The 26,394-nt window shown below is 64.1% G+C and carries 25 protein-coding genes; 13 read left to right on the top strand and 12 right to left on the bottom strand.

Features of this window, described 5'->3' with window-relative positions:
• The first annotated feature begins 20 nt into the window (after window positions 1-20).
• Window positions 21-248 (top strand): DUF4170 domain-containing protein, encoded by a 228-nt coding sequence (locus BM244_RS13295; protein ID WP_056051043.1) that lies wholly within the window; start codon window positions 21-23, stop codon window positions 246-248.
• Between the two features lie 475 nt (window positions 249-723).
• On the opposite strand, the gene BM244_RS13300 is transcribed toward BM244_RS13295, so the two are convergent.
• The 5 genes from BM244_RS13300 to BM244_RS13320 form a co-directional block, all read right to left on the bottom strand.
• Window positions 724-1,374 carry a rhomboid family intramembrane serine protease gene (locus BM244_RS13300; protein WP_093399389.1) on the bottom strand — a complete coding sequence of 217 codons (651 nt, stop codon included), beginning with the start codon at window positions 1,372-1,374 and terminating at the stop codon, window positions 724-726.
• A 5-nt stretch (window positions 1,375-1,379) separates the two neighbouring features.
• Complete coding sequence (gene greA / locus BM244_RS13305; protein ID WP_056052861.1) at window positions 1,380-1,856, bottom strand: transcription elongation factor GreA; 477 nt, start codon at window positions 1,854-1,856, stop codon at window positions 1,380-1,382.
• A 75-nt stretch (window positions 1,857-1,931) separates the two neighbouring features.
• Window positions 1,932-5,264: a carbamoyl-phosphate synthase large subunit gene (gene carB, locus BM244_RS13310; RefSeq protein WP_093399390.1), complete on the bottom strand. Its 3,333-nt coding sequence runs from the start codon at window positions 5,262-5,264 to the stop codon at window positions 1,932-1,934.
• The gene (locus tag BM244_RS13315) at window positions 5,264-5,908 is read right to left on the bottom strand and encodes a hypothetical protein (RefSeq protein WP_093399391.1); all 645 of its coding nucleotides are present in this window, start codon (window positions 5,906-5,908) and stop codon (window positions 5,264-5,266) included. The genes carB and BM244_RS13315 overlap by 1 nt, the downstream gene beginning before the upstream one ends.
• Entirely contained in the window at window positions 5,905-7,212 is a 1,308-nt protein-coding gene (locus tag BM244_RS13320; RefSeq protein ID WP_093399392.1) for a carbamoyl phosphate synthase small subunit, read from the bottom strand. Before BM244_RS13320 ends, BM244_RS13315 begins: the two co-directional genes overlap by 4 nt.
• A 140-nt stretch (window positions 7,213-7,352) precedes the next feature.
• On the opposite strand from BM244_RS13320, the gene BM244_RS13325 reads away from it, so the two are divergent.
• The 7 genes from BM244_RS13325 to BM244_RS13355 all read left to right on the top strand — a co-directional run bounded on the left by BM244_RS13325 (window position 7,353) and on the right by BM244_RS13355 (window position 14,294).
• Window positions 7,353-7,805 carry a GatB/YqeY domain-containing protein gene (locus tag BM244_RS13325; RefSeq protein WP_093399393.1) on the top strand — a complete coding sequence of 151 codons (453 nt, stop codon included), beginning with the start codon at window positions 7,353-7,355 and terminating at the stop codon, window positions 7,803-7,805.
• On the top strand, window positions 7,806-8,288 hold the full coding sequence (locus BM244_RS13330; RefSeq protein WP_093399394.1) for an endonuclease domain-containing protein: 483 nt from the start codon (window positions 7,806-7,808) through the stop codon (window positions 8,286-8,288).
• The gene (dnaG, locus tag BM244_RS13335) at window positions 8,288-10,150 is read left to right on the top strand and encodes a DNA primase (protein ID WP_093399395.1); all 1,863 of its coding nucleotides are present in this window, start codon (window positions 8,288-8,290) and stop codon (window positions 10,148-10,150) included. Before BM244_RS13330 ends, dnaG begins: the two co-directional genes overlap by 1 nt.
• Window positions 10,150-12,177, top strand: coding sequence for an RNA polymerase sigma factor RpoD (gene rpoD, locus BM244_RS13340; protein ID WP_056051057.1), 2,028 nt, complete (start codon window positions 10,150-10,152; stop codon window positions 12,175-12,177). Before dnaG ends, rpoD begins: the two co-directional genes overlap by 1 nt.
• A gap of 409 nt (window positions 12,178-12,586) precedes the next feature.
• Window positions 12,587-13,378, top strand: a complete 792-nt coding sequence (locus BM244_RS13345; protein ID WP_093399396.1) for a KilA-N domain-containing protein — start codon at window positions 12,587-12,589, stop codon at window positions 13,376-13,378.
• Window positions 13,378-13,692 (top strand): DCL family protein, encoded by a 315-nt coding sequence (locus BM244_RS13350; RefSeq protein WP_093399397.1) that lies wholly within the window; start codon window positions 13,378-13,380, stop codon window positions 13,690-13,692. The genes BM244_RS13345 and BM244_RS13350 overlap by 1 nt, the downstream gene beginning before the upstream one ends.
• Before the next feature lie 62 nt (window positions 13,693-13,754).
• A complete protein-coding gene (locus BM244_RS13355) occupies window positions 13,755-14,294 on the top strand; it encodes a pseudouridine synthase (protein ID WP_093399398.1) in 540 nt (179 codons plus the stop codon).
• Window positions 14,295-14,575: 281 nt separating this feature from the next.
• Here the strand turns inward: BM244_RS13355 and BM244_RS23800 are convergent, their stop codons facing one another.
• From BM244_RS23800 to trmD, 3 genes are all read right to left on the bottom strand, one after another.
• On the bottom strand, window positions 14,576-14,707 hold the full coding sequence (locus BM244_RS23800) for a hypothetical protein (RefSeq protein ID WP_302847280.1): 132 nt from the start codon (window positions 14,705-14,707) through the stop codon (window positions 14,576-14,578).
• Between the two features lie 611 nt (window positions 14,708-15,318).
• Window positions 15,319-15,711, bottom strand: a complete 393-nt coding sequence (gene rplS / locus BM244_RS13360) for a 50S ribosomal protein L19 (RefSeq protein WP_031395442.1) — start codon at window positions 15,709-15,711, stop codon at window positions 15,319-15,321.
• The gene (gene trmD / locus BM244_RS13365) at window positions 15,708-16,439 is read right to left on the bottom strand and encodes a tRNA (guanosine(37)-N1)-methyltransferase TrmD (protein ID WP_093399579.1); all 732 of its coding nucleotides are present in this window, start codon (window positions 16,437-16,439) and stop codon (window positions 15,708-15,710) included. Before trmD ends, rplS begins: the two co-directional genes overlap by 4 nt.
• Before the next feature lie 108 nt (window positions 16,440-16,547).
• Here trmD and BM244_RS13370 point away from each other — a divergent pair, with 108 nt between their 5' ends.
• Window positions 16,548-17,453, top strand: coding sequence for an NAD(P)/FAD-dependent oxidoreductase (locus BM244_RS13370; RefSeq protein ID WP_093399399.1), 906 nt, complete (start codon window positions 16,548-16,550; stop codon window positions 17,451-17,453).
• 27 nt (window positions 17,454-17,480) lie between these two features.
• Here BM244_RS13370 and rimM read toward each other — a convergent pair whose 3' ends face one another.
• The 3 genes from rimM to ffh all read right to left on the bottom strand — a co-directional run bounded on the left by rimM (window position 17,481) and on the right by ffh (window position 20,375).
• Entirely contained in the window at window positions 17,481-17,981 is a 501-nt protein-coding gene (gene rimM / locus BM244_RS13375) for a ribosome maturation factor RimM (RefSeq protein WP_093399400.1), read from the bottom strand.
• 361 nt (window positions 17,982-18,342) lie between these two features.
• Window positions 18,343-18,765: a 30S ribosomal protein S16 gene (rpsP, locus tag BM244_RS13380; protein WP_093399401.1), complete on the bottom strand. Its 423-nt coding sequence runs from the start codon at window positions 18,763-18,765 to the stop codon at window positions 18,343-18,345.
• A gap of 68 nt (window positions 18,766-18,833) precedes the next feature.
• On the bottom strand, window positions 18,834-20,375 hold the full coding sequence (gene ffh / locus BM244_RS13385; protein WP_093399402.1) for a signal recognition particle protein: 1,542 nt from the start codon (window positions 20,373-20,375) through the stop codon (window positions 18,834-18,836).
• Between the two features lie 387 nt (window positions 20,376-20,762).
• On the opposite strand from ffh, the gene BM244_RS13390 reads away from it, so the two are divergent.
• The 4 genes from BM244_RS13390 (at window position 20,763) to BM244_RS13405 (ending at window position 25,632) form a co-directional block, all read left to right on the top strand.
• Entirely contained in the window at window positions 20,763-22,388 is a 1,626-nt protein-coding gene (locus BM244_RS13390; RefSeq protein WP_093399403.1) for a putative bifunctional diguanylate cyclase/phosphodiesterase, read from the top strand.
• Between the two features lie 328 nt (window positions 22,389-22,716).
• Complete coding sequence (gene mtaB, locus BM244_RS13395; protein ID WP_093399404.1) at window positions 22,717-23,964, top strand: tRNA (N(6)-L-threonylcarbamoyladenosine(37)-C(2))-methylthiotransferase MtaB; 1,248 nt, start codon at window positions 22,717-22,719, stop codon at window positions 23,962-23,964.
• A complete protein-coding gene (ftsY, locus tag BM244_RS13400; RefSeq protein ID WP_093399405.1) occupies window positions 23,961-24,896 on the top strand; it encodes a signal recognition particle-docking protein FtsY in 936 nt (311 codons plus the stop codon). The genes mtaB and ftsY overlap by 4 nt, the downstream gene beginning before the upstream one ends.
• A gap of 124 nt (window positions 24,897-25,020) precedes the next feature.
• Window positions 25,021-25,632 (top strand): septation protein A, encoded by a 612-nt coding sequence (locus BM244_RS13405; RefSeq protein WP_302847281.1) that lies wholly within the window; start codon window positions 25,021-25,023, stop codon window positions 25,630-25,632.
• A gap of 123 nt (window positions 25,633-25,755) precedes the next feature.
• Here BM244_RS13405 and BM244_RS13410 read toward each other — a convergent pair whose 3' ends face one another.
• Window positions 25,756-26,370: a superoxide dismutase gene (locus BM244_RS13410; protein WP_093399407.1), complete on the bottom strand. Its 615-nt coding sequence runs from the start codon at window positions 26,368-26,370 to the stop codon at window positions 25,756-25,758.
• Between the last annotated feature and the right edge of the window lie 24 nt (window positions 26,371-26,394).

Genomic DNA, 26,394 nt, shown 5'->3' on the forward strand with positions numbered 1-26,394 from the left:
CTCCCTAGGAAAGCAAGCGCATGAGCAAGCTCCACCTCGTATTCGGCGGCCGCGTCAGCGACCCGCGCACCCTGGATTTCAACGATCTGAGCAAGATCGAGTTCGTCGGCGTATTCCCCGACTATGCCAGCGCCGAGAAGGCCTGGCGTGCTGCGGCGCAGCGTACCGTCGACGACGCGGAGATGAAGTTCGTTGTGGTGCACCTGCACCGGATGCTCGAGCCGAACCTTGGCGCGACTGTCGCGTAACAGCCGCCACCCACGGTCATTCCCGCGGAAGCGGGAATTCATACTGGCTAACGTAGCGACCTGATAGCAACGAAATAGGCTATGGATCCCCGCCGCCGCGGGGATGACGGTTCTGTGGTACCTGTCTGACGATCAAGTTTGCATGAAGCGGCCCCCCCTCGTCCCTCTCCCCTCGGGGAGAGGAAAAGACGCCAAAGGCGGCGATGGGTGAGGGCACGCCAAGCAGGACTATGGCTACGAGCTCACGCGGCCTCGCTCACGCGGTCTCGCGGCACAGGCAGTAGCCCTTTCCCACCCCCGTTCGTGCTGAGTAGAGACCGAGTAGCTCCGCAAGGAGCGTATCGAGGGCTCGTATCGAAGCACAGGTCCCGCGTACCAACCCATCCTCCGATACGCCGCTTCGACAAGCTCAGCAGCTCCTCAGGACGAACGGGGTTTGCGTGTATCAAGTGGCGGTAGTTAGCAGCCGGCAGACTCAAGCCGCCCGGTAATGCCAAAGCAACAAAGGCCGAGCCAGCACCAGCCCCGCCAGGAACCCACCGATATGCGCGCCAATAGCAATAGGCCCGCTAGCCCCAACCGAAGCCCCAAACCCGGCGAGCCCCATCAGCAACTGGATCCCGATCCAAGCCGCGGCCAGCCACACGACATGCACCACCCCAGCCGGCACCGGCCCGATCGCCTGTGCCCGCCGCTCGCCATACAAAAGCGCATAAGCCCCAACGACCGCCGAAATCGCACCGCTCGCGCCAATCATCGGCGCGGTGGAGTCAGGCCCAAACGCCCAATGCCCCGCCGCCGCCGCATACGCGCCGAGCACGTACAGCACGACCAACCCGACCGTCCCCAGCGCCTTCTCGACGAACTGCCCGCAATACACCAGCATCACGAGGTTCAGCGCGATATGCGCCCATCCGCCATGGATCAACGTCGCAGTCAGCGGCGTCGCCCAGGACGGCACGACGAACATATGCTCGCTCGGAATACCGAGGTCGGTCATCCGCAACGGAATGAACCCGGCGTTCACCGCCCAGTACCCAAGCGACCCGCTTAGCACCAGGAATCCCGAGACGATGACCGTCACGATCGTGATGATCGCCGTCGCCCGCGTCTCGAAGAATTGCATGAGGCTCAGATGAACTCGATCTTGGAGACGACGTAATAGCGCTCGCCGGCCGGCACCGTGACCTCGACCTCTTCGTCGAGCTTTCGCCCGATCAGCCCACGACCCAGCGGCGAGTTGTACGAGATCCGCCCCGTCTTCGCGTTAGCCTCGGTCTGGCCGACGATCTGATACTTCACCGGCTTGTCGTTCTCGTCGAGCAACGTCACCGTCGCGCCGAACACGACCTTGTCGCCCGACAGGTCCTTCGGATCGATGATCTGCGCCCGCGACAGCTTGTCCTCGATGTCCGAGATCGATGCCTCGACCTGGCCCTGACGCTCCTTCGCGGCATGATATTCCGCGTTCTCGCTCAGGTCGCCGTGTGCGCGCGCCTCTTCGATCGCGTCGACAATCGTCGGACGTTCGGCTTTCAGGCGCTTCAGATCCGCGCTCAGCGTCTCATAGCCTTCCTGCAGCATCGGCATCTTTTCGACGGTCGCCATCATCTCGTCCCCAAATCCATTTCCCCGCGCGGGGCCCTGTACCAGCCCCGCCCACACATCATTCTCATGTCGGGATCAGTCGTGCGACTGCGAATAATAGGATTGCAGCGGCCGTACTTCAAGGCTGTGCGTCGAAAGCTTGGCGATCGCCTTCGCCGCTTCGAGCGAAGCCGGCGCGGTCGTGAAGTACGGAATCCGTTGTCCCAGCGCCGAAGCCCGGATCGGCTGCGAGTCCTTCAGGCTCTGCCACCCCTCGGTAGTGTTGAAGATCAGCGCGATATCGCCGTCCTTGATCCGGTCGACGATATGCGGCCGACCTTGAGCCACCTTGTTGACCTTCTCGACCGGCAAACCTGCGCGCGCCAGATGATCCGCGGTCCCGCCGGTCGCGACGATCGAGAAGCCGGTGTCGACCAGCGCCTTCACCGCCTCGACGATCATCGCCTTGTCGCCGTCCTTCACGCTGACGAAGACATTGCCCTTGGTCGGGAGGATCGTCCCCGCGCCGAGCTGAGCTTTCGCAAACGCGATCGTGAAATCGGGATCGATTCCCATGACTTCGCCGGTCGACTTCATTTCCGGTGACAGCACCGGATCGACGCCGGGGAACTTGTTGAAGGGGAACACCGCCTCCTTCACCGCATAATAGTCGATATGCCGGTCGATCTTCGGCAAATTCACGAGCTTCTCACCCGCCATGACGCGCGCGGCGATCTTGGCGATCGGCGCCCCGATCGCCTTGGCGACGAACGGCACGGTGCGCGACGCGCGCGGGTTGACCTCGATGAGGTAGACCAGCCCATCCTTCACCGCGAACTGGATGTTCATCAGCCCGACCACCGACAAGGCATGCGCGAGCGCCACCGTCTGCCGCTCGATCTCGGCGATGATCTCCGCCGACAGCGAATATGGCGGGATCGAGCACGCCGAGTCGCCCGAATGAACGCCCGCCTCCTCGATATGCTGCAACACGCCCGCGACGACGACATCGGTGCCGTCGCAGATCGCATCGACATCGACCTCGATCGCATCGCGGAGGTACTGGTCGATCAGCACCGGCGAGTCGCCCGACACCTGCACCGCGGTCGCGATGTAATGCTCGAGCTGCCCGATCGTATCGACGATCTCCATCGCCCGTCCGCCCAACACATACGAAGGCCGCATCAGCACCGGATAGCCGATCCGCTCCGCCGCCGCGACCGCCTCGTCCCGGCTCCGCGCCAGGCCATTGGCCGGCTGAAGCAACCCGAGCTTGGTGATCAGCGCCGCGAACCGCTCACGGTCCTCCGCCAGATCGATCGCGTCCGGCGTCGTCCCCAGGATCGGAATGCCCGCAGCCTCGAGCGCCCGCGCGAGGTTCAGCGGCGTCTGCCCGCCGAACTGCACGATCACGCCCACCAGCGTCCCGTTCTGCTGCTCGACGTGCAGGATCTCCAGCACGTCCTCGGCGGTCAGCGGCTCGAAATAGAGCCGGTCCGACGTGTCGTAATCGGTCGACACCGTCTCCGGGTTGCAGTTGACCATGATCGTCTCATAGCCAGCATCCGCCAGCGCGAAGCACGCATGGCAGCAGCAATAATCGAACTCGATTCCCTGCCCGATCCGGTTCGGCCCGCCGCCGAGAATGACGATCTTCTTCCGATCGGTAGGCTCGGACTCGTTCTCGGGCTCGCCGAAGCTCGGCGCCTCGTAGGTCGAGTACATATACGGCGTCTTCGCATCGAATTCGGCCGCGCACGTATCGATCCGCTTGAACACCGGCCGCACGCCGAGCTTCAGGCGATGCTGGCGCACCTCCTCCTCGGTCACGCCGCCGGTCATCGCCTTGACGACCTCGTGGATCAGCCCCGAGCCGCGCGCGATCCCGCGGTTCATGCCGCGCAGATTGGCGGATTGCAGCGCCAGCCACGCAAGCCGCTTGTCGCTGAACCCCATGCTCTTCAGGCGGCGCATACCGGGCGCGTCGATCGGCAAGCCGTCCTTCATCACCTCGGCCTCGGCCGCGATGATCTCGGCGATCCGCTCCAGGAACCACGGATCGTACTTGGCGATCGCATGCACCTCGGCGACCGTGAAGCCCTCGCGCAACGCCTGCGCCGCCACCAGCAACCGGTCCGGAGTCGCGACGGCCAGCGCCGCCTCGATTTCCGCACGCGGCGCGCCGACCAGATGATCGACCTGGTTGAACCCCGACAAGCCCGTCTCGAGCCCGCGCAATGCCTTCTGCATCGATTCGTGGATGTTGCGACCGATCGCCATCACCTCGCCGACCGACTTCATCGCGGTGCCGAGCGTGTTCGACGCGCCCTTGAATTTCTCGAACGCGAACCGCGGGATCTTCGTCACGACGTAATCGATCGTCGGCTCGAACGCGGCAGGCGTGGCGCCGGTAATGTCGTTCTCGATCTCGTCGAGCGTGTAGCCGACCGCCAGCTTCGCCGCGACCTTCGCGATCGGGAAGCCGGTCGCCTTCGACGCCAGCGCCGACGAGCGCGAAACACGCGGGTTCATCTCGATGACGACCAGCCGGCCGTCCTTCGGATTGACCGCGAACTGAACGTTCGAACCCCCTGTTTCGACACCGATTTCGCGCAACACCGCGATCGATGCGTTGCGCATGATCTGGTATTCCTTGTCGGTCAGCGTCAGCGCCGGCGCGACCGTGATCGAGTCGCCGGTGTGGACGCCCATCGGATCGACGTTCTCGATCGAGCAGATGATGATCGCGTTGTCGTTGCGATCGCGCACCACCTCCATCTCGTATTCTTTCCAGCCGAGCAGCGATTCCTCGATCAGAACCTCGGTGGTCGGCGACAGGTCGAGCCCGTTGCGAACGATCGCGATGAATTCCTCGCGATTATACGCGATGCCGCCGCCCGAGCCGCCCATCGTGAAGCTCGGCCGAATGATCGACGGAAGCCCCGTCTTCTCAAGCCCTTCGAGCGCTTCCTCGACAGTATGTGCGATCGCCGAGCGCGCGCTTTCCAGCCCGATCCGGTCCATCGCATCGCGGAACTTCAGCCGGTCCTCCGCCATGTCGATCGCATCGGCATCCGCCCCGATCATCGTCACGCCGAACTTCTCGAGCGTACCGTCATGGAACAGCGCCAACGCGGTGTTGAGCGCGGTCTGTCCGCCCATCGTCGGGAGGATCGCGTCCGGGCGCTCCTTCTCGATGATCTTGGCGACGATCGCGGGCGTGATCGGCTCGACATAGGTCGCGTCGGCCAGCTCGGGATCGGTCATGATCGTGGCGGGGTTCGAATTGACGAGGACGATACGATAGCCCTCCTCCTTCAACGCCTTGATCGCCTGCGTGCCCGAATAATCGAACTCGCACGCCTGGCCGATGACGATGGGTCCTGCGCCGATGACGAGGATCGAGGAGATGTCGGTGCGTTTTGGCATTATTTCGCCTGTAGAATTTCGCTGACCAACGCTCCAAGAAGCGCGTTAGCCAAAGCGACTATGGTTGGGTTCGAGTAACGCTTGATCAATTCGCCAAGGGCGCGAACGAGCGTTTCGTATAAAAGAAAAGAACGAAAGGTTCCGGCCCTGATCAATTCACGCCCGGCCCTAACCTCACCTAAAATCTGCTCTCTTAAGCCCGGCTGGTCAGGATCACCGTTGTCGGCGTCTAGAGCGCCGACCAAATCATCGATCGGCTGAACAACTGCCGCCAACTGGTTGTGATTTAACGACACGATCCGATCTGAAGCGGGAATTTTTATTCCGCCCAAGGGATCAAAGCTGATCCGTTCCAACACAATCTTATCGGCAGCGATTAACTCCTCCGCCTGCCTGAGACCTGCCGCGGTAAGCTCGATCGGTTGGTTCTCGACCTCCCCTAGAAGCAGAGGCCCCTCTGCCCACTTGACGTCAACAAAGTGCATCATCGCACGGTTTAACCATCTTGTGTTGTCGTCGAGCGCGTAAAGGCTTTTTGCCTCTGCGAAACTAACTTCGTCCTTAGCTAGTATGTTCGAGGTGTAGTAAATCGCAACTAGAAGGTGCTCCTCGAAGGAAGTGTAGCCTCCGACGAGAATAGTCACCGCAAAGATCCTACAAACCGCTCAAACAGGTACAAGCTGTCCTGCGGCCCCGGGCTCGCTTCCGGGTGATATTGCACCGAGAACGCCGGCCTGTCGGTCAGCTCCAGCCCCGCGTTCGACCCATCGAACAGCGATACATGCGTCTCGCGGACATTCGCCGGCAGGCTGTCGCGCTCGACTGCGAAGCCGTGGTTCATGCTGGTGATCTCGACCGCGCCGTCGGAGAGGCGCTTGACCGGGTGGTTGGCGCCGCGGTGGCCCTGGAACATCTTGGTCGTGGTCGCGCCGACCGCGAGGCCGAGCAACTGGTGGCCGAGACAGATGCCGAACAGCGGCTTGCCCGTCTCCAGCAGCTGGCGGATCACCGGGACGGCGTAGTCGGCGGTCGCGGCGGGATCGCCGGGGCCGTTCGACAGGAAGATGCCGTCGGGGGCGAGCGCCATCACGTCGTCGAAGCTGGCGGTCGCGCTGACGACCGAGACCTTCGCGCCTGCCTCGACGAGGTTGCGGAAGATGTTACGCTTCGAGCCATAATCGATCGCGACGACGTGGGGCTTCTGGCCTCCCCTCCCGCTTGCGGGAGGGGATTGAGGGGTGGGCCCGCGCTCACCTGTTGGGGGGACGGTCGAGGAGTGCTCGACTGCACCGTTGCCTGTCAAGGAAGCCGGGAGCCCACCCCCGGCCCCTCCCGCTTGCGGGAGGGGGGAAGAAGAATAGCCGAAGCCCAGCTTCCAGACACCGCCAGGCGCATCCTCACCCCAGCCATAATGCATCTCGGTCGACACGTCCTTGGCGAGGTCCATGCCCTCCAGCCCCGGCCACGCCCGCGCCATCGCCAGCAGCGCCGCCACGTCGAACTCGCCACTCGCCGAATGCGCGATCACGCCATTAGGCGCGCCCGCCACCCGGATCCGCCGCGTCAGCGCACGTGTGTCCACCCCCGAAAGGCCGATCCGCGCATGCCGCTTCATCCAGCCATCCAGCCCCTCGACCGCGCGGAAGCTCGACGGCTGCGTCACGTCCTCGCGGACGATGATGCCGAGCGCGTGCGGGTCGTCCGCCTCGACGTCGTCGGGGTTCGCGCCGACGTTGCCGATGTGCGGGAAGGTGAAGCAGATCATCTGCCCGGCGAACGACGGGTCGGTCAGCACCTCCTGATAGCCGGTCATCGCGGTGTGGAAGCACACTTCGCCGACCGCACTGCCCTCTGCGCCGAACCCGCGACCCCAGATCACGTCGCCATTGGCGAGGACCAGGACGCCTGTTGCACCGGCAGGCATGGCTATAGGCTGGGCGTCGGCCATCAGGCTGGGCACTCTCTTTACGTTGACGATGTCGCTAAGTGGTGTCCGCTAAGGCCGGCGTGCCGCAGCGTCAATCTGTTAAACGGGCGGCGGACGCGCTATCCCGTCGGGCTATCCCGAACCGCCTGAAAGACCAGTACATGATTCGCGACGACATCAAGGCTGCGCAGCTGACCGCCATGAAGGCCGGCGACAAGACGAGCCGCAACGCTATCTCGTTGATCCAGGCCGCGATCAAGAACCGCGACATCGAGGCGCGGACTGGGAAAGCCCCCGAGAGCGACGACGCGCTGGTGGTCGAGGTGCTCCAGAAGATGGTCAAGCAGCGCCGCGAGTCGATCGAGATGTTCTCGAAAGGCGGCCGCCAGGAGCTCGCCGATGCGGAGACGGCCGAGGTCGCGGTGATCGAACGCTTCCTGCCGCAGCAGATGAGCGAGGCGGAAACGTCGGCGGCGATCGAGGCAATCAAGGCAGAGCTCGGCGCGACCGGCATGAAGGACATGGGCCGCGTGATGGCCGAGCTGAAGGCGCGCCACGCAAGCGAACTGGACATGAGCAAGGCAAGCGGCCTGGTAAAGGCGGCGCTGTCGTAAATGGATAAAGGCGAGCCTTCACTTCCTCCCCTCCCGCAAGCGGGAGGGGACCGAGGGGTGGGCCCGCGCCATCGTCTGGACCGACCGACCGAGAGGGCGCGAGACCTTCGCAACGACGCGACGAACGCCGAGCAGATGCTGTGGCGGCAGCTGAAGGGCTCAAGGTTGCAGGATTTAAAGTTCAGCCGCCAGATGCCGATCGCGGGGTTCTTCGCGGACTTCGTATGCCGCTCGCACAAGCTGATCGTCGAGCTCGACGGCAGCCAGCATGTCGAAGGCCAACCTCATGACGACGCCCGCACGAAGCAGCTCGAAGCGGCTGGCTACCGCGTCGTTCGCTTCTGGAACAACGATCTGACCTCGAACATGGCCGGCGTATTGGAGACCATTCTGAACGCTGCGAGCGGAACCGAGCGCGTGCCCACCCCCCAGCCCCCTCCCGCAAGCGGGCGGGGGGGCTCTGTTGTGGGCGGGGCGATCTAATGGCGCTAACCCCACAATTCCTCGACGAACTCCGCGCCCGCACCTCGCTCTCGGCGCTCGTCGGCAAGACCACCAAGCTCACCAAGGCCGGCCGCGAGCACAAGGGCTGCTGCCCGTTCCACAACGAGAAGACGCCCTCGTTCTACGTCAACGACGACAAGGGCTTCTACCACTGCTTCGGCTGCTCCGCCCACGGCGACGCCATCAAGTGGATGACCGACCAGCGCGGCCTCCCCTTCATGGACGCGGTGAAGGAACTCGCGCAGGCCGCCGGGATGGACATGCCCGCGATGGACCGCCAGTCCGCCGCCAAGGCCGAGCGCGCCAAGGGCCTGCACGAGGTCATGTCCGACGCCGCCGACTGGTTCACCGAGCAGCTCAACGGCCTCCCCGGCACCGACGCGCGCGCGCTCCTCGACCGCCGCGGGATCAGGCCCGAGACGGCACGCGCGTTCGGCATGGGGTTCGCGCCGGACTCACGCGGCAAGCTCAAAACCGCGCTGAAGGACTACGGCGACCCGATGCTGGTCGAGTCCGGCATGCTTATCAATGTCGAGGGCAAGGACCCGTACGACCGGTTCCGCGGCCGCCTGATGATCCCGATCCGCGACCCCCGCGGGCGCACGATTGCGTTCGGCGGGCGCGTGCTCGACGGCGGCGAGCCGAAGTACCTGAACTCCCCCGACACCCCGCTCTTCGACAAGGGCCGCACGCTCTACAATCTCGACAAGGCCGCCCCAGCCTCGCGCAAGTCCGGCCGCGTGCTGGTGGTCGAAGGCTATATGGACGTCATCGCGCTCGCCCAGGCAGGCTTCGGCGAAGCGGTCGCCCCGCTCGGCACAGCGCTCACCGAAGCGCAGCTCGAACGGCTGTGGCGGATGGTCGACGTCCCCCTGCTCTGCTTCGACGGCGACGGCGCCGGCCAGAAGGCATCTCTCCGCGCCGCCCACCGCGCGCTCCCGCTGCTCGCGCCCGGCCGCAGCCTCGCCTTCGTCACGCTCCCGCAAGGCCAGGACCCCGACGACCTCGTCCGCGCCGGCGGCCCCGGTGCGTTCGAGGCGTTGCTCAAGACCCCCGAACAGCTCGTCGACCGGCTCTGGGCATCCGAAGTCGCCGCCGAGGCGCTCGACACCCCCGAACAGCGCGCCGGCCTCAAGCGCCGCCTCCACGAACTCGCGGAAGGCATCGCCGACCCGTCGGTGAAGCAGCAATATCACGCCGAGTTCAAGAACCGCTTCTACGAACATTTCAAACCCGTCCGCGCGCCCTTCGTGCCCAGAGGCGAGCGCCCCAAAGGCGGCTGGAAGCCCCCCGCCGCGCCCGTCACCGAAGACGCGAAGGCCTTCCTCGCCACCGGCATCGACCGCGTCCTGGCCAAGGCGGTGCTCGCCGGGCTGATCCGCCACCCGGTCGAGATCGCGCGCCACATGGAGGTGCTCGGCTCGCTGCAAATGATCGATGGCGCGCTTGGGCGATTGTTCGAAGCGGTCGTAGATGTTGCACTTGAGGACCAGAAGCTTGATAGCGGGCGCTTGCTCACCATATTGGCGAGGTCCGGTTTCAATTCAGTCGCGAGTGACCTGTTGAGAGCCGATACGATGCCCTATTCGTTCACGCAGACCACGGCCGATCCAGCCCGCGTCCGTGCCGACCTCGACGAGGCGATCGCGATCATGGTCGCCCGCCCTGAGGTAGACGCGGCACTCAAGCAGGCGACCGCGGCGATGCAGACGCACTTCACCGAAGATGCGTTCGAACGACAAGTGGCTATGGTAAGAGAGAAACAGGCGTTGGAAGTCCGACTTGCAAATCTCGTACAGTCGAACGAAGACGCCCGAGCGTTGGGTACCGAGGGCGATTGATGGCTAAGGCGAACATGGCGGAACCCGCCGAGACGAACGAAACCGGCGATGCGCCGCTGATCGACATGAACGATGCGTCGATCAAGAAGGTCATCGCGCGCGCCAAGAAGCGCGGGTACATCACCTATGAGCAGCTCAACGAAGCGCTGCCGCAGGGCGAGATGTCGTCCGACCAGATCGAGGACATCAGCGCCGCGCTGAGCGAGATGGGCATCAACATCGTCGAGAACGACGAAGCCGGCGAGGACGGCGAGACCGAGCCCGCCAAGGATGACGAGGACGAGCCGGAGGCCGCCGACGCGGATGCCGACACAGGCCCCGCGATCGAGAAGAAGAAAGAGACCATCGATCGCACCGACGATCCGGTCCGCATGTACCTGCGCGAGATGGGCGCGGTCGAGCTGCTCAGCCGCGAGGGCGAGATCGCGATCGCCAAGCGTATCGAGGCGGGTCGCGACACGATGATCCTCGGGCTCTGCGAATCGCCGATCACCTTCAACGCGATCATCGACTGGTCGACCGCGCTGAACGAGGGCACGATGCAGCTACGCGAGATCATGGATCTCGACGCGATGCTGTCTAAGGACCCTGCCCCCGAAGCGATGGCCGAGGACGGCGAAGCTGACGACGGCGAGATCAGCGAGAAGAACGCCGGCCCCTCGTTCAAGGAAGAGGCCGAGCCCGAAGAGCCGTCCGCCGACGAGGACGAGGACGGCGAGCGTCGTGCCCCGCGCGCATCGGACGACGAGGAGGAGGACAACACCCTCAGCCTCGCGCAGATGGAAGAGCAGCTGAAACCAATCGCGCTCGAGCGGTTCGCCAGCATCACCGCGCTCTACAAGAAGTTCAGCAAGATCCAGCAGTCGCGCGTCGACGCGATGGGCATCGGCGGCGATTTCTCCGCTGCCGACGAGCGCAAATACCAGAAGCTGCGCGAGGAACTCACGGCCGAAGTCGAGAGCGTCCAGTTCCACAACGCCAAGATCGAATATCTGGTCGATCAGCTCTATGCCTATAACCGTCGCCTGACCGCGCTGGGCGGCCAGATGCTGCGCCTCGCCGAGCGCCACAAGGTGCCGCGCAAGGACTTCCTCGATCGCTATATCGGTCACGAGATCGACGAGAACTGGCTGACGACGGTCAACAAGGTCGACAAGAAGTGGACTGCGTTCGTCGCCAACGAGGGCGAAGCGGTCGAGCGCATCCGTGCGGAGATCGCCGACATCACGCAGCAGACCGGCATGGCGCTCACCGAGTTCCGCCGGATCGTCAACATGGTCCAGAAGGGCGAGCGCGAGGCGCGCATCGCCAAGAAGGAGATGGTCGAGGCGAACCTGCGGCTGGTGATCTCGATCGCCAAGAAATACACGAACCGCGGCCTGCAGTTCCTGGATCTCATCCAGGAGGGCAATATCGGCCTGATGAAAGCGGTCGACAAGTTCGAGTATCGCCGCGGCTACAAGTTCAGCACCTATGCGACGTGGTGGATCCGCCAGGCGATCACCCGCTCGATCGCGGACCAGGCGCGGACCATCCGCATCCCGGTCCACATGATCGAGACGATCAACAAGCTGGTCCGCACCAGCCGCCAGTTCCTCCACGAGCAGGGCCGCGAACCGACCCCGGAGGAGATGGCCGAGCGCCTCTCCATGCCGCTCGAGAAGGTGCGCAAGGTGATGAAGATCGCCAAGGAGCCGATCAGCCTCGAAACGCCGATCGGCGACGAGGAGGATTCGCATCTCGGCGACTTCATCGAGGACAAGAACGCCATCATCCCGGTGGACGCCGCGATCCAGGCGAACTTGAAGGAGACGGTCACGCGGGTGCTGGCGTCGCTGACGCCGCGCGAAGAGCGCGTGCTGCGCATGCGCTTCGGCATCGGCATGAACACCGATCACACGCTGGAGGAAGTCGGCCAGCAGTTCTCGGTCACCCGCGAGCGCATCCGCCAGATCGAGGCGAAGGCGCTGCGGAAGCTTAAGCACCCGTCGCGTAGCCGGAAGATGCGGAGCTTCCTCGACCAGTAAGGGTTGGTATTATTGATTGAAAGAACGGGCCGCGGTGGAAACACCGCGGCCCTTTTTGATTCAGCGAAGCGTGCAACTCAGCCAACCAGCCACGCCAAGTACATACTCCTGGCCCTCTCCGAGCCACTGGCCTCACGAATATCACCTTACGCAAACCCTAGTATTCGCCACCATTTGATCGTGAAATTGTGATGCGTGACTAGGTATAGAGAGCCATGCGCGTTAATACGTCAGCCGAGCGTATTCTAACCGACAGAGGCAGGGGCACGAGGGATTGATCTCCGCCACGCTCGTAAGAATGGGTTTCAGGCTAATCTTTACAATTTTAAAATCGTAGGCAAATCGGCGCAAGTTCGCCTCGACTTTAAAACAAGTAGGCATAAGCTGAATTGCTTATCGAGGAGCTACTGTGGCCGAGTTTCAGATTGCGTTACCACTCGTCCAATACCAGCTTGAAGCTGAAATTATTCACCAGCGAATGAAGGACGGCTACATCAACGCTACCGCAATGTGCAAAGCTGCGGGCAAGATGTGGGGCCATTACAATGATATCGGGCCAACCAAGGCGTTTCTGTCGGCCCTGTCGGACGATATCGGTATACCGATAACGGAACTTGTTCAGTCGATCCGAGGTGGCGATCCTAAGCTGCAAGGTACGTGGGTTCATCCACAGGTCGCCATAAATCTAGCTCAGTGGCTTTCGCCGCAGTTCGCCGTGAAGGTCACCAAGTGGATCATGGATTGGATGACCGGGAAAGTTCCCGGCGGCAATCTACCGTACCATCTTCGCCGCTACATGGCCAATATGACCAATGTTCCGAACGGCCATTTCTCTATGCTTAATGAGATGACCGTCGCATTAATCGCACCTCTGGAACACCTCGGGTACGTGCTGCCAGACAACATGATTCCGGACATCTCTGAAGGCCGCATGTTTTCCGGCTGGCTGCGTGAAAACGGTCACGATCCCGACGGGATGCCCACGTATATTCACATATATGAGGATGGCCGTGCTGTTAATGCGCGAGCTTACCCAAATAGACTATTAGCAGATTTCAGACGACACTTTGTTGAGGTTTGGATGGCAAAGCGCGCCCTGCCCTACTTTGGTGAACGCGATCGGGCTGCTGTTCCGCATATAGAACGCCTATTATTGCTACCCAACTATTCAGATGTTGCAGGGTTTATTGGAGATAAATAATGGGTAAGGCGCGTCCAATTATTATAGAAACCAAGACATTTACTAAAGTAGGAGACGCGCGAAAATTCTTTAGTGAGATGCTGCAAGGCTATTCGGTTGGCGACCGTATCGACGACGAGGACACATCGCATTTGACGGCCTTACTCCGCCGTCACGATGAGGAAGTTGAAAAAGTTGGTAGTGGTATCGCCCATATATCCGTCGGCCCCGCTCCAGATTATATTAACGAGCGGTGCTTCTGGATCACCCGCACGGACGGTAGCCGTATTGATTTTTCCTATCAGCATTGCCTTCTCAAGAAGCCCACTGACTGAAATGGCGGCTTTCAGAGGCGGTTCACTATCGAAACCGATCGATAATCCCTCTAAAGCCCGCCATGCCCCGCGTAATCCTGTTCAACAAACCGTACGACGTGCTCAGCCAGTTCACCGACGTGAACAGTCCGACCCCGCGCGCGACGCTGTCGCAGTTCGTCGATGTGCCGGGCGTCTATCCGGCGGGGCGGCTCGACCGCGATAGCGAAGGGCTGTTGCTGCTGACCGACGACGGCCGCCTCCAGGCGAGGATCGCGGACCCGAAGTTCAAGCTGGCCAAGACCTATCTCGTGCAGGTCGAGGGCGATGCCGGCGAGGACGCGCTCGATCGGTTGCGGGGCGGCGTCCTGCTGAAGGATGGCCCTGCCCGCGCCGACGTCGAGCGGATCGCCGCGCCCGACCTCTGTCCGCGCGTGCCGCCGATCCGGGTCCGCGCGAGTATCCCCGATTGCTGGCTGAAGATAACGATCCGCGAAGGCCGCAACCGCCAAGTCCGCCGCATGACCGCCGCGATCGACCACCCCACGCTGCGGCTGGTCCGGTGGAGCATCGGCGACTGGACCGTGGCGGGTCTGGCACCCGGCACGTGGCGCGACGCCTGACGGGCGCTTGAGGCGGGCTCACGGCCGCCTGCGGGCCACCGGAGGCATGGGCCCCCATGGGCACCCTTCAGACGACAGCGTTCGCGACTGCGAGCGGAACGCCTCCCCACCCACACCGACATCCTGACGAAAGTCAGGACCCAGAATCACGAACGCCGCGCTGCTTGCCTCTGGGTCCTGACTTTCGTCAGGATGACGGGCGGCGTTGGTTACGTCACGCCCGACAAGCCTCGTCATTCCCGCGGAGGCGGGAACCCATACTGGCTGGCCTCGCACCATGATCACTGGCACCCGAGGATATGGATCCCCGCCTGCGCGGGGATGACGACGCGTTGCGTGATGGGCAGGCGTTGCATGATGGCGATGATGCCGATGATGCCGATGATGCCGATGATGCCGATGGCAGCGCACAACCAAAACTCCCTCCCCTTCAGGGGAGGGTCGGGGTGGGGCATGTCCACGCGAGCGCGCTCAGCGTGGCAAGGTCCGTACAGCCCAAGCAGGCAGCCATCCCAATCTAGCCAGCAAGACGTGTTTCCCCGCGAAGGCGGGGACCCAGACTGGGCTCCCGCCTTCGCGGGAGAACAAGGAAGCGCAAGTAGGCCCGCGTAGGATCGCGCGTCCCTATCCAACGAGATATCCGGATAACCAGATAACCAGATAACCGCCCCATGCCCCGAACGACAACGGGCCGTACAGACCCCACGGTCGGAAACCCTAAACGCTGTCCTACACGCCGGATAACGCGCACCGTCACCGCATGTCCGCCCCCTGCCCCGTATGGACCGCACCCTCGCCCGATCCGAAACACAGACGCGCGGGGGGATTGCAGCGGGGACGTAGCGTGAACTTCGTGAACTTCCGCGCGCCTCCAGCCCCGCACGACTCGGCCCCCACGCAGCCGCATCACGCCGCCTCCGCCGATCGCTCGACGCGAACCAGGGTTCCGGCCACGAAAAAGGGCGCGGGGACCATTGCCCCCGCGCCCTTCTTCAACTCTAGCCCAGAGCGGGCGGCAGTCCGATTACTCGGCTGCTGCGGTGCCCTTGGCAGGGCGCATGTCGCGACGCTCGGCGATACGCGCTGCCTTGCCGGTGCGGCCACGCAGGTAATACAGCTTGGCGCGACGCACGGCGCCCTTGCGGACGACTTCGATCGAATCGACGTTCGGCGAGTAAAGCGGGAAGACGCGCTCGACGCCCTCGCCGAAGCTCATCTTACGCACGGTGAAGTTCGAGCCCATGCCCTTGTTCGAGCGCGCGATGCACACGCCCTCGTAGTTCTGAATACGCGTGCGCTCGCCTTCGACGACCTTCACGCCGACCTTCAGCGTATCGCCAGGGCGGAAATCGGGGATCGTCTTGTTGGCCAGGAACTTCGCGATGTTCTCGGCTTCGATCGTCTGCAACAGGTTCATGTCTCGTCCTCGTGTCGCTGCGCGCCAGAGGGCGACTGGACCCGAACGCCCTCATGGCGCTCCCAAAGGTCCGGTCGCCGTGACCGTGTATCGATCTCCGCGCGGCGTTTGCGCCATGCAGCGATCTTCGCATGATCCCCCGATCGCAGCACCTGCGGGATCGTGCGCCCTTCCCATTCCTGAGGTCGGGTATAATGCGGATATTCGAGCAGCCCCGTTTCGAAGCTCTCGTCATCCCCACTAGAAGCCGCGCCCATTACGCCGGGCAGCAGCCGAATGCAAGCATCGAGCAGCACCAGCGCCCCCATCTCGCCGCCCGACAGGATGTAGTCGCCGATCGAGACCTCCTCGATCTCCCGCGCCTCGAACAGCCGTTCGTCGAACCCCTCGAACCGACCACAGAGAATGGTGACGCCAGGGCCCTGCGCGAGCTCCCGCACCCGCTCCTGGGTCAGCGGCTTCCCCCGAGGAGTCATCGCCAGCACCGGCCGCCCATCCGCCACGCTGTCGATCGCCGAGGCCACCACGTCAGCCCGCAGCACCATCCCGGCCCCGCCCCCCGCCGGCGTGTGGTCCACCGACTTGTGCTTGTCCGTCGCAAAATCCCGGATCTGCACCGGCGAACAGGACCACCGCCCCTCCCCCAGCGCCCGACCCGCAAGCGACGTCCCCAGCGGCCCCGGAAACATCTCCGGATACAGCGTCAATATCGTGGCAGCGAAAGTCACAGCGTCCAATTCTCTATGCGTTTGCGCCAGCGTGCGGCGCCGAATGCGCCCAGCACCTATACGGATCGGCGCAGTGGAACAATTACGCTGGCGAAACGCTCGCGGCGAATGGACGATTGCATCATCATCGGCGCCGGCCCGGCGGGCCTGACCGCAGCGATCTATCTCGCGCGCTTCCACCTCTCGATCCGCCTGTTCGACTGCGGCAGCAGCCGCGCCGCGCTGATCCCCTGCACGCACAACCATGCCGGCTATCCGGACGGTATCCGCGGAACTGACCTGCTAGCCCGAATGCTGGCACAGGCGGAAACCTATGGTGCAGTCCGCGAGGGTGCGAGGGTCGATGCGATCGAGGTCGAAGACGACGGCTTCACCGTACGGCTCGGCGACCGCCGCGCGCGAGCCCGGAGCGTACTGCTCGCGACCGGGGTCGTGAACAACCGTCCGAACATGCCCCAAGCCATCCACGACGAAGCGCTGGAGGCCGGGTTGCTCCGCTACTGCCCGATCTGCGACGGCTACGAAGTCACCGACAAGCGCGTCGGTATCATCGGCACCGGCGACCACGGCATGCGCGAGGCGCTGTTCCTGCGCGGCTACACAAAGGACGTGACGCTGATCGCGCCCGAGGGGAGCCACGATCTCGATCCAACATGCGAAACGGCACTAGAGGAAGCCGGGATCGTCCGCGTCGGTGGTCCCTGCGGCAACTACGCGATCGAGGACGACAAGCTCGCACTCGACACGGTCGAAGGGCGGTTGTCGTTCGACAGCATCTATCCGGCGCTCGGATCGGTCATCCGTTCGGAACTGGCCGTCGCAGCAGGCGCGCGCGCATCCGAGGACGGGTGCCTGGAGGTCGACTCGCACCAGCGTACGTCGATCCCCGGCCTGTTCGCGGCTGGCGACGTCGTGAAGGGTCTCGACCAGATCAGCCACGCAATGGGCGAAGCCGGCGTTGCCGCCACGACGATCCGAAACATGCTCGCCGAGCAGCGGCCGCTCCGGCGGTAATCGCTACTCGACTCGGGAGAACAAGGCTCACTCAGCCGCGAACGAAGCCTCGACAATGAGCCGGTCGGCATTCCACTCAGGAACGGCCTCGGGCCGCATCGGTATCATGAACCGCTTGCCGGGCTTGTCATCCACGGGCGGCCGCTCGATCTCGATCACGTCGCCCGCACCAAAATTATCGATCGCAACAACGCGCCCAATAGCCTCCCCATCGGTCGAGACAACATCGAGCCCGATCACATCCGTGTGATAATACTCACCGTCTTCCAGCGGCGGCAACGAGGACCGCGGCACCGTCAGTTCGGTCCCGCGCATCGCCTCGGCAGCGTTGCGATCGGCGACCTCAGCGAAGCGCGCGATCATGCCGTTGTTGCCGTTTCGCGCCGACTTCAACGACAGCGCGCCGTCGTTGAAGCTCTTATAGCTCCCGAAATTCTCGGCAAAGACCTTCAGCCGCACTTCGCCACCGATGCCATGCGCACCGATGACGACGGCGAGCGTCACGTCAGCCTTGCGCGGAGCCTTCATCGCGACCGGGAGTGTCGTCGGAGCCTTCGGCGGGGTCGTCGGCGGAGACGCCTTGATTGGTGGCATCTTCGATGTCCTCGGGTGCGGGGGCTGTACGGGGGTCGGTTTCGGGGGCCATCATGCGCTCCTGTTCGGGGTTACCGACAAGGAACGCACGAACGGCCGATCGGGTGCGGTTGGCGACCCGTAGTCGGAGCGGGGGTTGCCTCCCGCCCGTCGTCACCCCGGACCTGATCCGGGGTCCACCGTTCCGCGTATCCCATTCTCTCGAATGCACGGACGGGTGGATGCCAGAACTAACCCGGCATGACGGAGAAGGGGAGGAGCGATCACGCCCCGCCCCCAATCCAGAAGCGCTATCTTACGAAGCGGCTTCTTCGGTCTCGGCAGGAGCCTCTGCTTCGGCAGCAGGTGCTGCCTTCGCAGCAGCTTCAGCCTCGGCAGCTTCAGCCGCCTTGGTCGCACGCTCTTCAGCGCGCTCGGTGGCCTTCTCGCCGGGCTTGCCCTTGTTCGGGTTGTTGCGGGCCGAACGCTCGAGCACGCCAGCCTGGTCGAGGAAGCGCGCGACGCGGTCGGTCGGCTGTGCGCCGACGCTCAGCCAATGCTTCGCGCGATCGGCGTCGAGCTGCACGCGCTGCTCGTTGTCCTTGGCGAGGAGCGGGTTGTAGTTGCCGATCTTCTCGATGAAGCGGCCATCACGCGGCGAACGCGCATCGGCAACGACGATCTTGTAGTAAGGACGCTTCTTGGAGCCACCGCGCGCGAGGCGAATGTTGATTGCCATGATATTTTCCTTCGTTTTCTAGATAGATCCCCGAGCAAACGCCGAGGTGTCGTGGTTGGATAAAGAGGTTATTTCTTCTTCAGAAAATCATCGAAACCGGCCGGCATCTGCGGCATCTTGGGGCCACCAAGCCCCGGCAGACCACCGCCACCGCCGGGCAGGCCACCCGCGCCGGCCTTGTTGAGCATGTCGCCCATCTGCGGCCCGCCGATCGCATTGCCGATGCCGCCGAGACCGCCGCCAAGACCGCCCTTGCCGAGCATCGCCATCATGCCCTTCATGCCGCCCATCTTCTTGATCTTCTTCATGGCGGTCGACATTTCGAGATGCATCTTGAGCAGCTTGTTGACCTCCTGGACGGTCGTCCCGGAGCCCTTGGCGATGCGGATCTTGCGCTTGGCGTTGATCAGTTCGGGCTTGTTGCGCTCCTTGATCGTCATCGAACCGATCATCGCGTCCATGTGCACCAGCACCTTTTCGCCACCGACCGACGCGACCGCGCCCTGCGCCTTCTTCATGCCGGGGATCATTCCCGCCAGCGCGCCGAGCCCGCCCATCCGCTGCATCTGCGCCAGCTGGGCACGCAGGTCGTTCATATCGAACTGACCCTTGGCCATCTTGGCGGCCATCCGCTCGGCGTCTTCGGCCTGGATCGACTCCGCGGCGCGTTCGACCAGGCTGACGACGTCGCCCATGCCGAGGATGCGGCCAGCGACGCGCTCGGGATGGAACGCTTCGAGCGCATCGAGCTTCTCGCCAGTCCCTGCGAACTTGATCGGCTTGCCGGTGACCGCACGCATCGACAGCGCCGCACCGCCGCGGGCATCGCCGTCCATGCGGGTCAGCACGATACCCGTCAGCGGCACCTGGTCGCTGAAGTTCTGCGCGACGTTGACCGCATCCTGACCGGTCAGCGAGTCGACGACGAGCAGGATCTCGGCCGGGTTCGCGACGTCGGCAACCGCCTTCATCTCGTCCATCAGCGCCTGGTCGACATGGAGTCGACCCGCGGTGTCAAGCATCAGGACGTCATAGCCCTGGAGCTTGGCCGCCTGCATCGCGCGACGGGCGATATCGACCGGCTGCTGGCCATGCACGATCGGCAGCGTCGCAACGTCGATCTGCGTGCCGAGCGTTGCGAGCTGCTCCTGCGCGTTCGGGCGATTGACGTCGAGCGACGCCATCAACACCTTTTTGCGCTCGCGACCGGCCTGTCCGAAATTGGCCTGCCCCGCCGCCAGCCGCTTGGCGATCTTGGCGGTGGTGGTGGTCTTACCCGAACCCTGGAGGCCTACCATCATGATCACGGCCGGCGGCGTGACGCCCAGCTCGAGCTCGACGGCGTCCGAGCCCAGCATCTCGACCAGCGCATCGCTGACGATCTTGACGACCTGCTGCCCCGGCGTGACCGAACGCAGGACGTTCTGGCCGATCGCCTTCTCAGTCGCCTTCTCGACGAACTCGCGTGCGACGGGCAGCGCGACGTCGGCTTCGAGCAGCGCGACACGCACCTCGCGCATCGCCGCGCGCACGTCCGCTTCGGTCAGCGCACCCCGGCCGCGAAGGCGGTCGAAGACGCCGCCAAGTCGATCGCTCAGGCTTTCGAACATCGAAATACTCCCATACACCGCTACCAAACGCAAAAGCGCCGGCGGGCGAAACCTCGCCGGCCAGCGTGCATCCTTGGATGCTCGTCCAATGCGCCCCGTAACGGAACGTGATGCGCTACCTACTGGAATGCGGTTCGGGACGCAAGATGAGTCACAGCGTGGACGACAAGACGACACTTCCCTGCTTTCCCGCGAGGACGGAAATCGAGTTTAGGCTCCCGTCTTCGCGCGAGAACAATTTGCATCCTGATCGCGTACGGCATCCATATCCGCGCAACCAATCGCGCCTACGCCACGCTCCGCCTCGCGCTAACGACGCCTTAACGTCTCTTACACGTGTCGCATGCCACACCGCGGACCAGGCAAGAGACCGAACAGGCCAACCCCATGACCGTAAAGTCGGCGGCGACACGTTCGCTCCGCAACATCAGTCGGGAATTCATGACCGGCGCCGTCACGGGCGCCGCACTGCTTCTGTTCGTCGGCACCGCCGGCACCGCGATCGTCAAGGCGCTGGCACATTGGCACGGCAGCGATGCGGTGATCGACCGTGCGCTGTTTGCGGCATTGTTGTTGAATGCGGCGCTGATCCTGTTCGGCTGGTTCCGGTACCGCGCCCTATCGGAAGAGTTGAACGACCTGACCGACGCCGGGCGCCAAGCTCACGCGCTTGCGCAACGCGATCCGCTCACTGGCTTTCTCAATCGCCGCAGCCTGTCCGAGGACGGCGCGGCACTGTTCGCCAGCGCCCGCCGCCGCGGCAAGGCGATGGCCATGCTGACGATCGACATCGATCACTTCAAGAGCGTCAACGACCTGCACGGTTACACGGTCGGCGACCTGTTGCTCGGTCATGTCGCCGAAACGATCACGGCGATCGCCCCCGGTGTTAGCCTGCTCGCGCGACTGGGGGCGGACGAATTCGCGTGTACCTTCGTCTTCGACGCCGCGCACAAGAACGTAGCCGACCGGATCGCCGAGCGCATGGTCGCTGGCCTAGCATTGCCGTTCCGCACCAACGGCGTCGATATCCACACCAGCGTCTCGGTCGGAATCGCCCGGTCCGATCGCGACTGTGCGTCGGTCGACGCCTTGTTGCGCAACGCCGACATCGCGCTCCACGCCGCCAAGACCGCCGGGCGCAGCCGCCATGCGTGGTTCGACACGTCGATGGAGCGGTCGCTGCAACTGCGCGGCGAACTCGAAGCGGGTCTTCGCAGTGCGATCCCGGCGCAGGAGGTCGTTCCGTATTTCGAGCAGCAGGTCGACCTCACCACCGGTCTCATCACCGGTTTCGAGGTGTTGGCGCGCTGGGAGCATCCAACGCGCGGCACGATCGCGCCCGACGTGTTCATCCCGATCGCGGAGGAAACCGGGCTGATCGGCGAACTGTCGCTGTCGATCATGCGCCAAGCGTTTGCCGCCGCGCGAGATTGGGACGCCGGGCTCACCCTGTCGGTCAACGTCTCGCCGTTGCAGTTGCGCGACGCATGGCTCGCACAGAAGATCATCAAGACATTGGTCGAGACGGGCTTCCCCGCAAGTCGGCTAGAGATCGAGATCACTGAAAGCGCGCTGTTCGACAACCTCCCCCTTGCGCAGTCGATCGTCGGCAGCCTCAAGAACCAGGGCATCCGCCTCGCGCTCGACGATTTCGGCACCGGCTATTCGAGCTTGGCGCATCTCAGGGCGCTGCCGTTCGACCGGATCAAGATCGACAAAAGCTTCGTCTCGTCGATCCTGGACAATCCGGAGAGCATAGCGATCGTGAACACGATCGTGCGGCTGGGCGACAGCCTGAACCTTCCGACGACCGCCGAGGGGATCGAAGACGCTGCGATCGAGGAGCGTCTTCGCGGCATGGGGTGTGCGAAGGGCCAGGGATATCTCTACGGGCGCCCGCTAGGCGCGGCGCAGGTAAGGCGATTGCTGGCGGAGAAGCGCTTGCTGACCCAGCGCCCCGACCGGAGCGTGCCACCGCCGCGCGGCATTGCCCCTCGGCTGGCGGGCTAACCGCAGCACGCGTCTCCGTTCCTGTCCTGCCCCACCCAACGAAATGCCACCCCGCCGAAGGCCGGGGCCCAATTGGAAAGGTCGCAGTAACTGGGCGCCATCCGTCGTTAGCAACGTCGCCCAATTGGGCCCCAGCCTCCGCCGGGGTGGTGTTAAGAGGAAGGCCGCTCGCCAATCCGTTCTCCCGCGAAAGCGGGAGCCCAGGACCAAGCAGTGCTGCAGATGGCACCCTGGACTCGTGCGGTCGCAGTAGAACAGGACGTCGGACGCCCTTCACCTGCAACACCAACCGTGGACTTCCCCCCCCGCCCCTCCTAAATCGCGCCCTATGCCATCTGCCCCGCAGCCAGAGGTCATCAGCCTCGGCTGCCGCCTCAACATCGCCGAAAGCGAGACCATCCGCGCTCTTGTCGCCGGCCGGGACATGGTCGTGGTCAACAGCTGCGCGGTAACCAACGCTGCGGTGAAGGCGACGCGGGTCGCGATCCGGCGTGCCAAACGCGATCGCCCGGACGCGCAGATCGTCGTCACCGGATGCGCCGCACAGATCGACCCTGCGAGCTTCTCGGCAATGCCCGAAGTCGACCGCGTCATCGGCAATGCAGACAAGCTGACGTATTCAGCTTGGAAGGCTGATGACGCAGTGGTGGTTTCCGACATCATGCAGATCCGCGAGACCGCGCCCCACCTCGCCGCCAGCTTCTCCGCGCACGCCCGCGCGTTCGTCGAAGTCCAGAACGGCTGCGACCACCGTTGCACCTTCTGCGCGATCCCGTTCGGCCGCGGTCCCAGCCGCTCGGTCCCCGCGGGCGCGGTCGTCGACCGTATCGCCGGTCTCGTCGACGCAGGCCACCGCGAGATCGTCCTCACCGGCGTCGACCTCACCAGCTACGGCCCCGACCTTCCCGGCGCGCCGACGCTCGGCCACCTCGTCGAACGCGTCCTGCATCACGTGCCAAAGCTCGAACGCCTGCGCTTGTCATCACTAGACGGCATCGAGATCGACGACCGTCTCTTCGCGCTGCTGACGACCGAGCGCCGGATCATGCCGCACGTACACCTGTCATTGCAGGCCGGCGACGACATGATCCTTAAGCGCATGAAGCGACGCCATTCACGCGCTGAAAGCGTCACGCTGGTCGATCGCCTCAAGACCGTCCGCCCCGACATCGCGATCGGCGCGGACCTGATCGCCGGCTTCCCGACCGAGAACGCGGCGATGTTCGCCAACACGCGCGCGCTGATCGACGACTGCCACATCGTCCACCCGCACATCTTCCCCTACTCGCCCCGCGCCGGCACCCCCGCCGCGCGCATGCCGCAGGTAGAACCCCAAGTCCGCCGCCAGCGCGCCGCCCTCCTGCGCGAGGCCGGCGAAACATCGCGAGCGAACTGGCTGCAAACGCTGGTCGGCACGTCGCAGGATCTGCTCGTCGAACGCCCCGGCGACCGCGGCCATATCGGCAATTTTGCAGAAGTCCTGCTGGACGAACCCGCCATACCCGGCGACATCGTCCGCATCACGATCACCGGCGCCACGTCCGACCGCCTCAGCGCAACACGAGAACCATCATGAGCACCACCCCCACCTGGCACGACAAGCTGATCGGCGGCTTCAAGCGCACCTCCGACCGGCTCGTCGGCAACCTCGCCGGCCTCGGCGGCGCGCGGCTCGACGATTCGACGCTCGACGACATCGAGGAAGCGCTGATCGCCTCCGATCTCGGCCCCGAGACCGCCGGCCGCATCCGCCGCCGCCTCTCCGAAGGCAGCTTCGAGCGCAACATGGAAGAACTCGGCATCCGCGTCATCGTCGCGGAGGAGGTCGAGAAGGTGCTTGCCACGGTCGCCAAGCCGATCGAGATCGACGCCTTCCCGCGCCCGCAGGTGATCCTCGTCATCGGCGTCAACGGATCGGGCAAGACCACCACCATCGCCAAGCTCGCGCACCTGCTGATGGAGCAGGATTACGGCGTGATGCTGGCCGCCGGCGACACCTTCCGCGCCGCCGCGATCGGCCAGCTCCGCACCTGGGCCGAGCGCGTCGGCGTGCCGATCGTGACCGGCCCGGAGGGCGGCGACGCGGCGGGCGTGGTGTGGGATGCGGTCAAGAAGGCGAGCGAGACGGGCATCGACGTGCTGATCGTCGACACCGCCGGCCGCCTCCAGAACAAGCGCGAACTGATGGACGAACTGGCCAAGATCCGCCGCGTCCTCGGCCGGATCAACCCAGAGAGCCCGCACGACATCGTCCTGGTGCTCGATGCGACGACCGGCCAGAATGCGCTGCAGCAGATCGAGGTCTTCAAGGAGGTTGCGGGGGTTACTGGCTTGGTGATGACCAAGCTCGACGGCACAGCGCGCGGCGGCGTCCTGGTTGCTGCGGCCGAGAAATACGGCCTGCCGATCCATGCGATCGGCATCGGCGAGGGTATGACTGACCTCCGCCCGTTTGATGCGAACGAGGTCAGCCGGATCATCGCCGGGGTGGAGAGCGTCCGGAAGTAACGCTTGCCGCGCCTCCCTTCCCCCGTTCGTCCTGAGCGAAGTCGAAGGACTGGTCAGCTTGTGGCAATGTCCTTCGACTACGCTCAGGACGAACGGCATCTTACCGTATTTCGTGGATATTCCAGTGACCAAGCCCCCCCTATCCCCCGGCCTCCGCATGGCGGTCGACTACGGCCCCCTCGCGGTCTTCTTCGCGGTGAACTTCCTCACCCCCGGCCTGCCGATCGTCCGCGTCGTCGCCGCCACCACCGCGTTCATCATCGCCACGGTCGCCGCGATGATCGTGTCGAAGGTCAAGGCCGGGCATATCTCGCCGATGCTGTGGCTGTCGGGTGCGCTGATCGTCGTGTTCGGTGGACTGACGATCTATTTTCACGACCAGCGCTTCATCCAGATGAAGCCCACGATCATCTACGCGATGTTCGCGGCGATCCTGACGTTCGGGCTCGTCACCGGGCGCCCACTGCTCCAGTCGCTGCTCGCCACCGCTTACCCCGGTCTGTCCGCGGATGGCTGGCGCAAGCTGACGCGCAACTGGGCGGTGTTCTTCGTATTCATGGCGGTGCTGAACGAGGCGGTCTGGCGCAACACGACCTGGGATTTCTGGGTCGGCTTCAAGCTGTGGGGCGCGATCCCGCTGACGCTGCTCTTCGCGTTCGCCAACATCCCGATGCTGCTGAAGCACGGATTGCAAACGGGCGACAAAGCCGTCACCGACCTGCCGCCCGAAGGGTAATTTAGTTGTTCCCCTCCCGTTCACGGGAGGGGTCGGGGGAGGGCTTGACCAAACGGACCGGACGCCAGTACGTACGTCGCGCCCTCCCCTAGTCCCTCCCGTAAAGCGGGAGAGGAACTTAGGTCAGCCAGCGACCTTGGTGTAGCGCTCGCCGACTACGTCCCAGTTCACGATGTCCCACCAAGCCTTCAGATAGCCCGGACGATCGTTCTTGTACGTCAGGTAGTACGCGTGCTCCCAGACGTCGTTACCGAGCAGCGGCGTGCCGGGCTCCTTCGCGTCGTCCATCAACGGGTTGTCCTGATTCGGCGTGCTCGTCACCTTCAGCTTGCCGCTCGCATCCGCGATCAGCCACGCCCAGCCCGAGCCGAACTGCCCTGCACCCTTGGTGTTGAACTCTTCCTTCAGCTTGTCGAGGCTGCCGAAGTCGCGATCGATCGCCTCGGCGAGCTTGCCCGACGGTGCCTGGCCGTTCTTCGCTGCCATCGTCTTCCAGAAGAAGTCGTGGTTCCAGAAACCGCCGCCATTGTTGCGGACCAGCGGCGGCTGCGACGAGATCATGCCGAGGATGTCCTCGATCGACTTGCCCGCCAGTGCGGAATCCTTCTCGACGCCTTCGTTCAGCTTCGCGGTGTACGCCGCGTGATGCTTGTCGTGATGAAACTTCATCGTTTCCTGGTCGATCACCGGCTCGAGCGCGTCATAGGCATACGGCAGCGGTGGGAGTTCGAAAGCCATGGGGGTTCTCCTTTATGGGGTCGG

The sequence above is a fragment of the Sphingomonas sp. OK281 genome (assembly GCF_900115295.1).
Lineage (GTDB): Bacteria > Pseudomonadota > Alphaproteobacteria > Sphingomonadales > Sphingomonadaceae > Sphingomonas.

What these genes read in the sequence shown, in the direction of transcription:
- BM244_RS13295 (WP_056051043.1), top strand. Translation starts at nt 21, where the DNA reads ATGAGCAAGCTCCACCTCGTATTCGGCGGCCGCGTCAGCGACCCGCGC.
- BM244_RS13300 (WP_093399389.1), bottom strand. Translation starts at nt 1,374, where the DNA reads ATGCAATTCTTCGAGACGCGGGCGACGGCGATCATCACGATCGTGACG.
- greA (WP_056052861.1), bottom strand. Translation starts at nt 1,856, where the DNA reads ATGGCGACCGTCGAAAAGATGCCGATGCTGCAGGAAGGCTATGAGACG.
- carB (WP_093399390.1), bottom strand. Translation starts at nt 5,264, where the DNA reads ATGCCAAAACGCACCGACATCTCCTCGATCCTCGTCATCGGCGCAGGA.
- BM244_RS13320 (WP_093399392.1), bottom strand. Translation starts at nt 7,212, where the DNA reads ATGGCCGACGCCCAGCCTATAGCCATGCCTGCCGGTGCAACAGGCGTC.
- BM244_RS13325 (WP_093399393.1), top strand. Translation starts at nt 7,353, where the DNA reads ATGATTCGCGACGACATCAAGGCTGCGCAGCTGACCGCCATGAAGGCC.
- BM244_RS13330 (WP_093399394.1), top strand. Translation starts at nt 7,806, where the DNA reads ATGGATAAAGGCGAGCCTTCACTTCCTCCCCTCCCGCAAGCGGGAGGG.
- dnaG (WP_093399395.1), top strand. Translation starts at nt 8,288, where the DNA reads ATGGCGCTAACCCCACAATTCCTCGACGAACTCCGCGCCCGCACCTCG.
- rpoD (WP_056051057.1), top strand. Translation starts at nt 10,150, where the DNA reads ATGGCTAAGGCGAACATGGCGGAACCCGCCGAGACGAACGAAACCGGC.
- BM244_RS13350 (WP_093399397.1), top strand. Translation starts at nt 13,378, where the DNA reads ATGGGTAAGGCGCGTCCAATTATTATAGAAACCAAGACATTTACTAAA.
- BM244_RS13355 (WP_093399398.1), top strand. Translation starts at nt 13,755, where the DNA reads ATGCCCCGCGTAATCCTGTTCAACAAACCGTACGACGTGCTCAGCCAG.
- rplS (WP_031395442.1), bottom strand. Translation starts at nt 15,711, where the DNA reads ATGAACCTGTTGCAGACGATCGAAGCCGAGAACATCGCGAAGTTCCTG.
- BM244_RS13370 (WP_093399399.1), top strand. Translation starts at nt 16,548, where the DNA reads ATGGACGATTGCATCATCATCGGCGCCGGCCCGGCGGGCCTGACCGCA.
- rimM (WP_093399400.1), bottom strand. Translation starts at nt 17,981, where the DNA reads ATGAAGGCTCCGCGCAAGGCTGACGTGACGCTCGCCGTCGTCATCGGT.
- rpsP (WP_093399401.1), bottom strand. Translation starts at nt 18,765, where the DNA reads ATGGCAATCAACATTCGCCTCGCGCGCGGTGGCTCCAAGAAGCGTCCT.
- ffh (WP_093399402.1), bottom strand. Translation starts at nt 20,375, where the DNA reads ATGTTCGAAAGCCTGAGCGATCGACTTGGCGGCGTCTTCGACCGCCTT.
- BM244_RS13390 (WP_093399403.1), top strand. Translation starts at nt 20,763, where the DNA reads ATGACCGTAAAGTCGGCGGCGACACGTTCGCTCCGCAACATCAGTCGG.
- mtaB (WP_093399404.1), top strand. Translation starts at nt 22,717, where the DNA reads ATGCCATCTGCCCCGCAGCCAGAGGTCATCAGCCTCGGCTGCCGCCTC.
- ftsY (WP_093399405.1), top strand. Translation starts at nt 23,961, where the DNA reads ATGAGCACCACCCCCACCTGGCACGACAAGCTGATCGGCGGCTTCAAG.
- BM244_RS13410 (WP_093399407.1), bottom strand. Translation starts at nt 26,370, where the DNA reads ATGGCTTTCGAACTCCCACCGCTGCCGTATGCCTATGACGCGCTCGAG.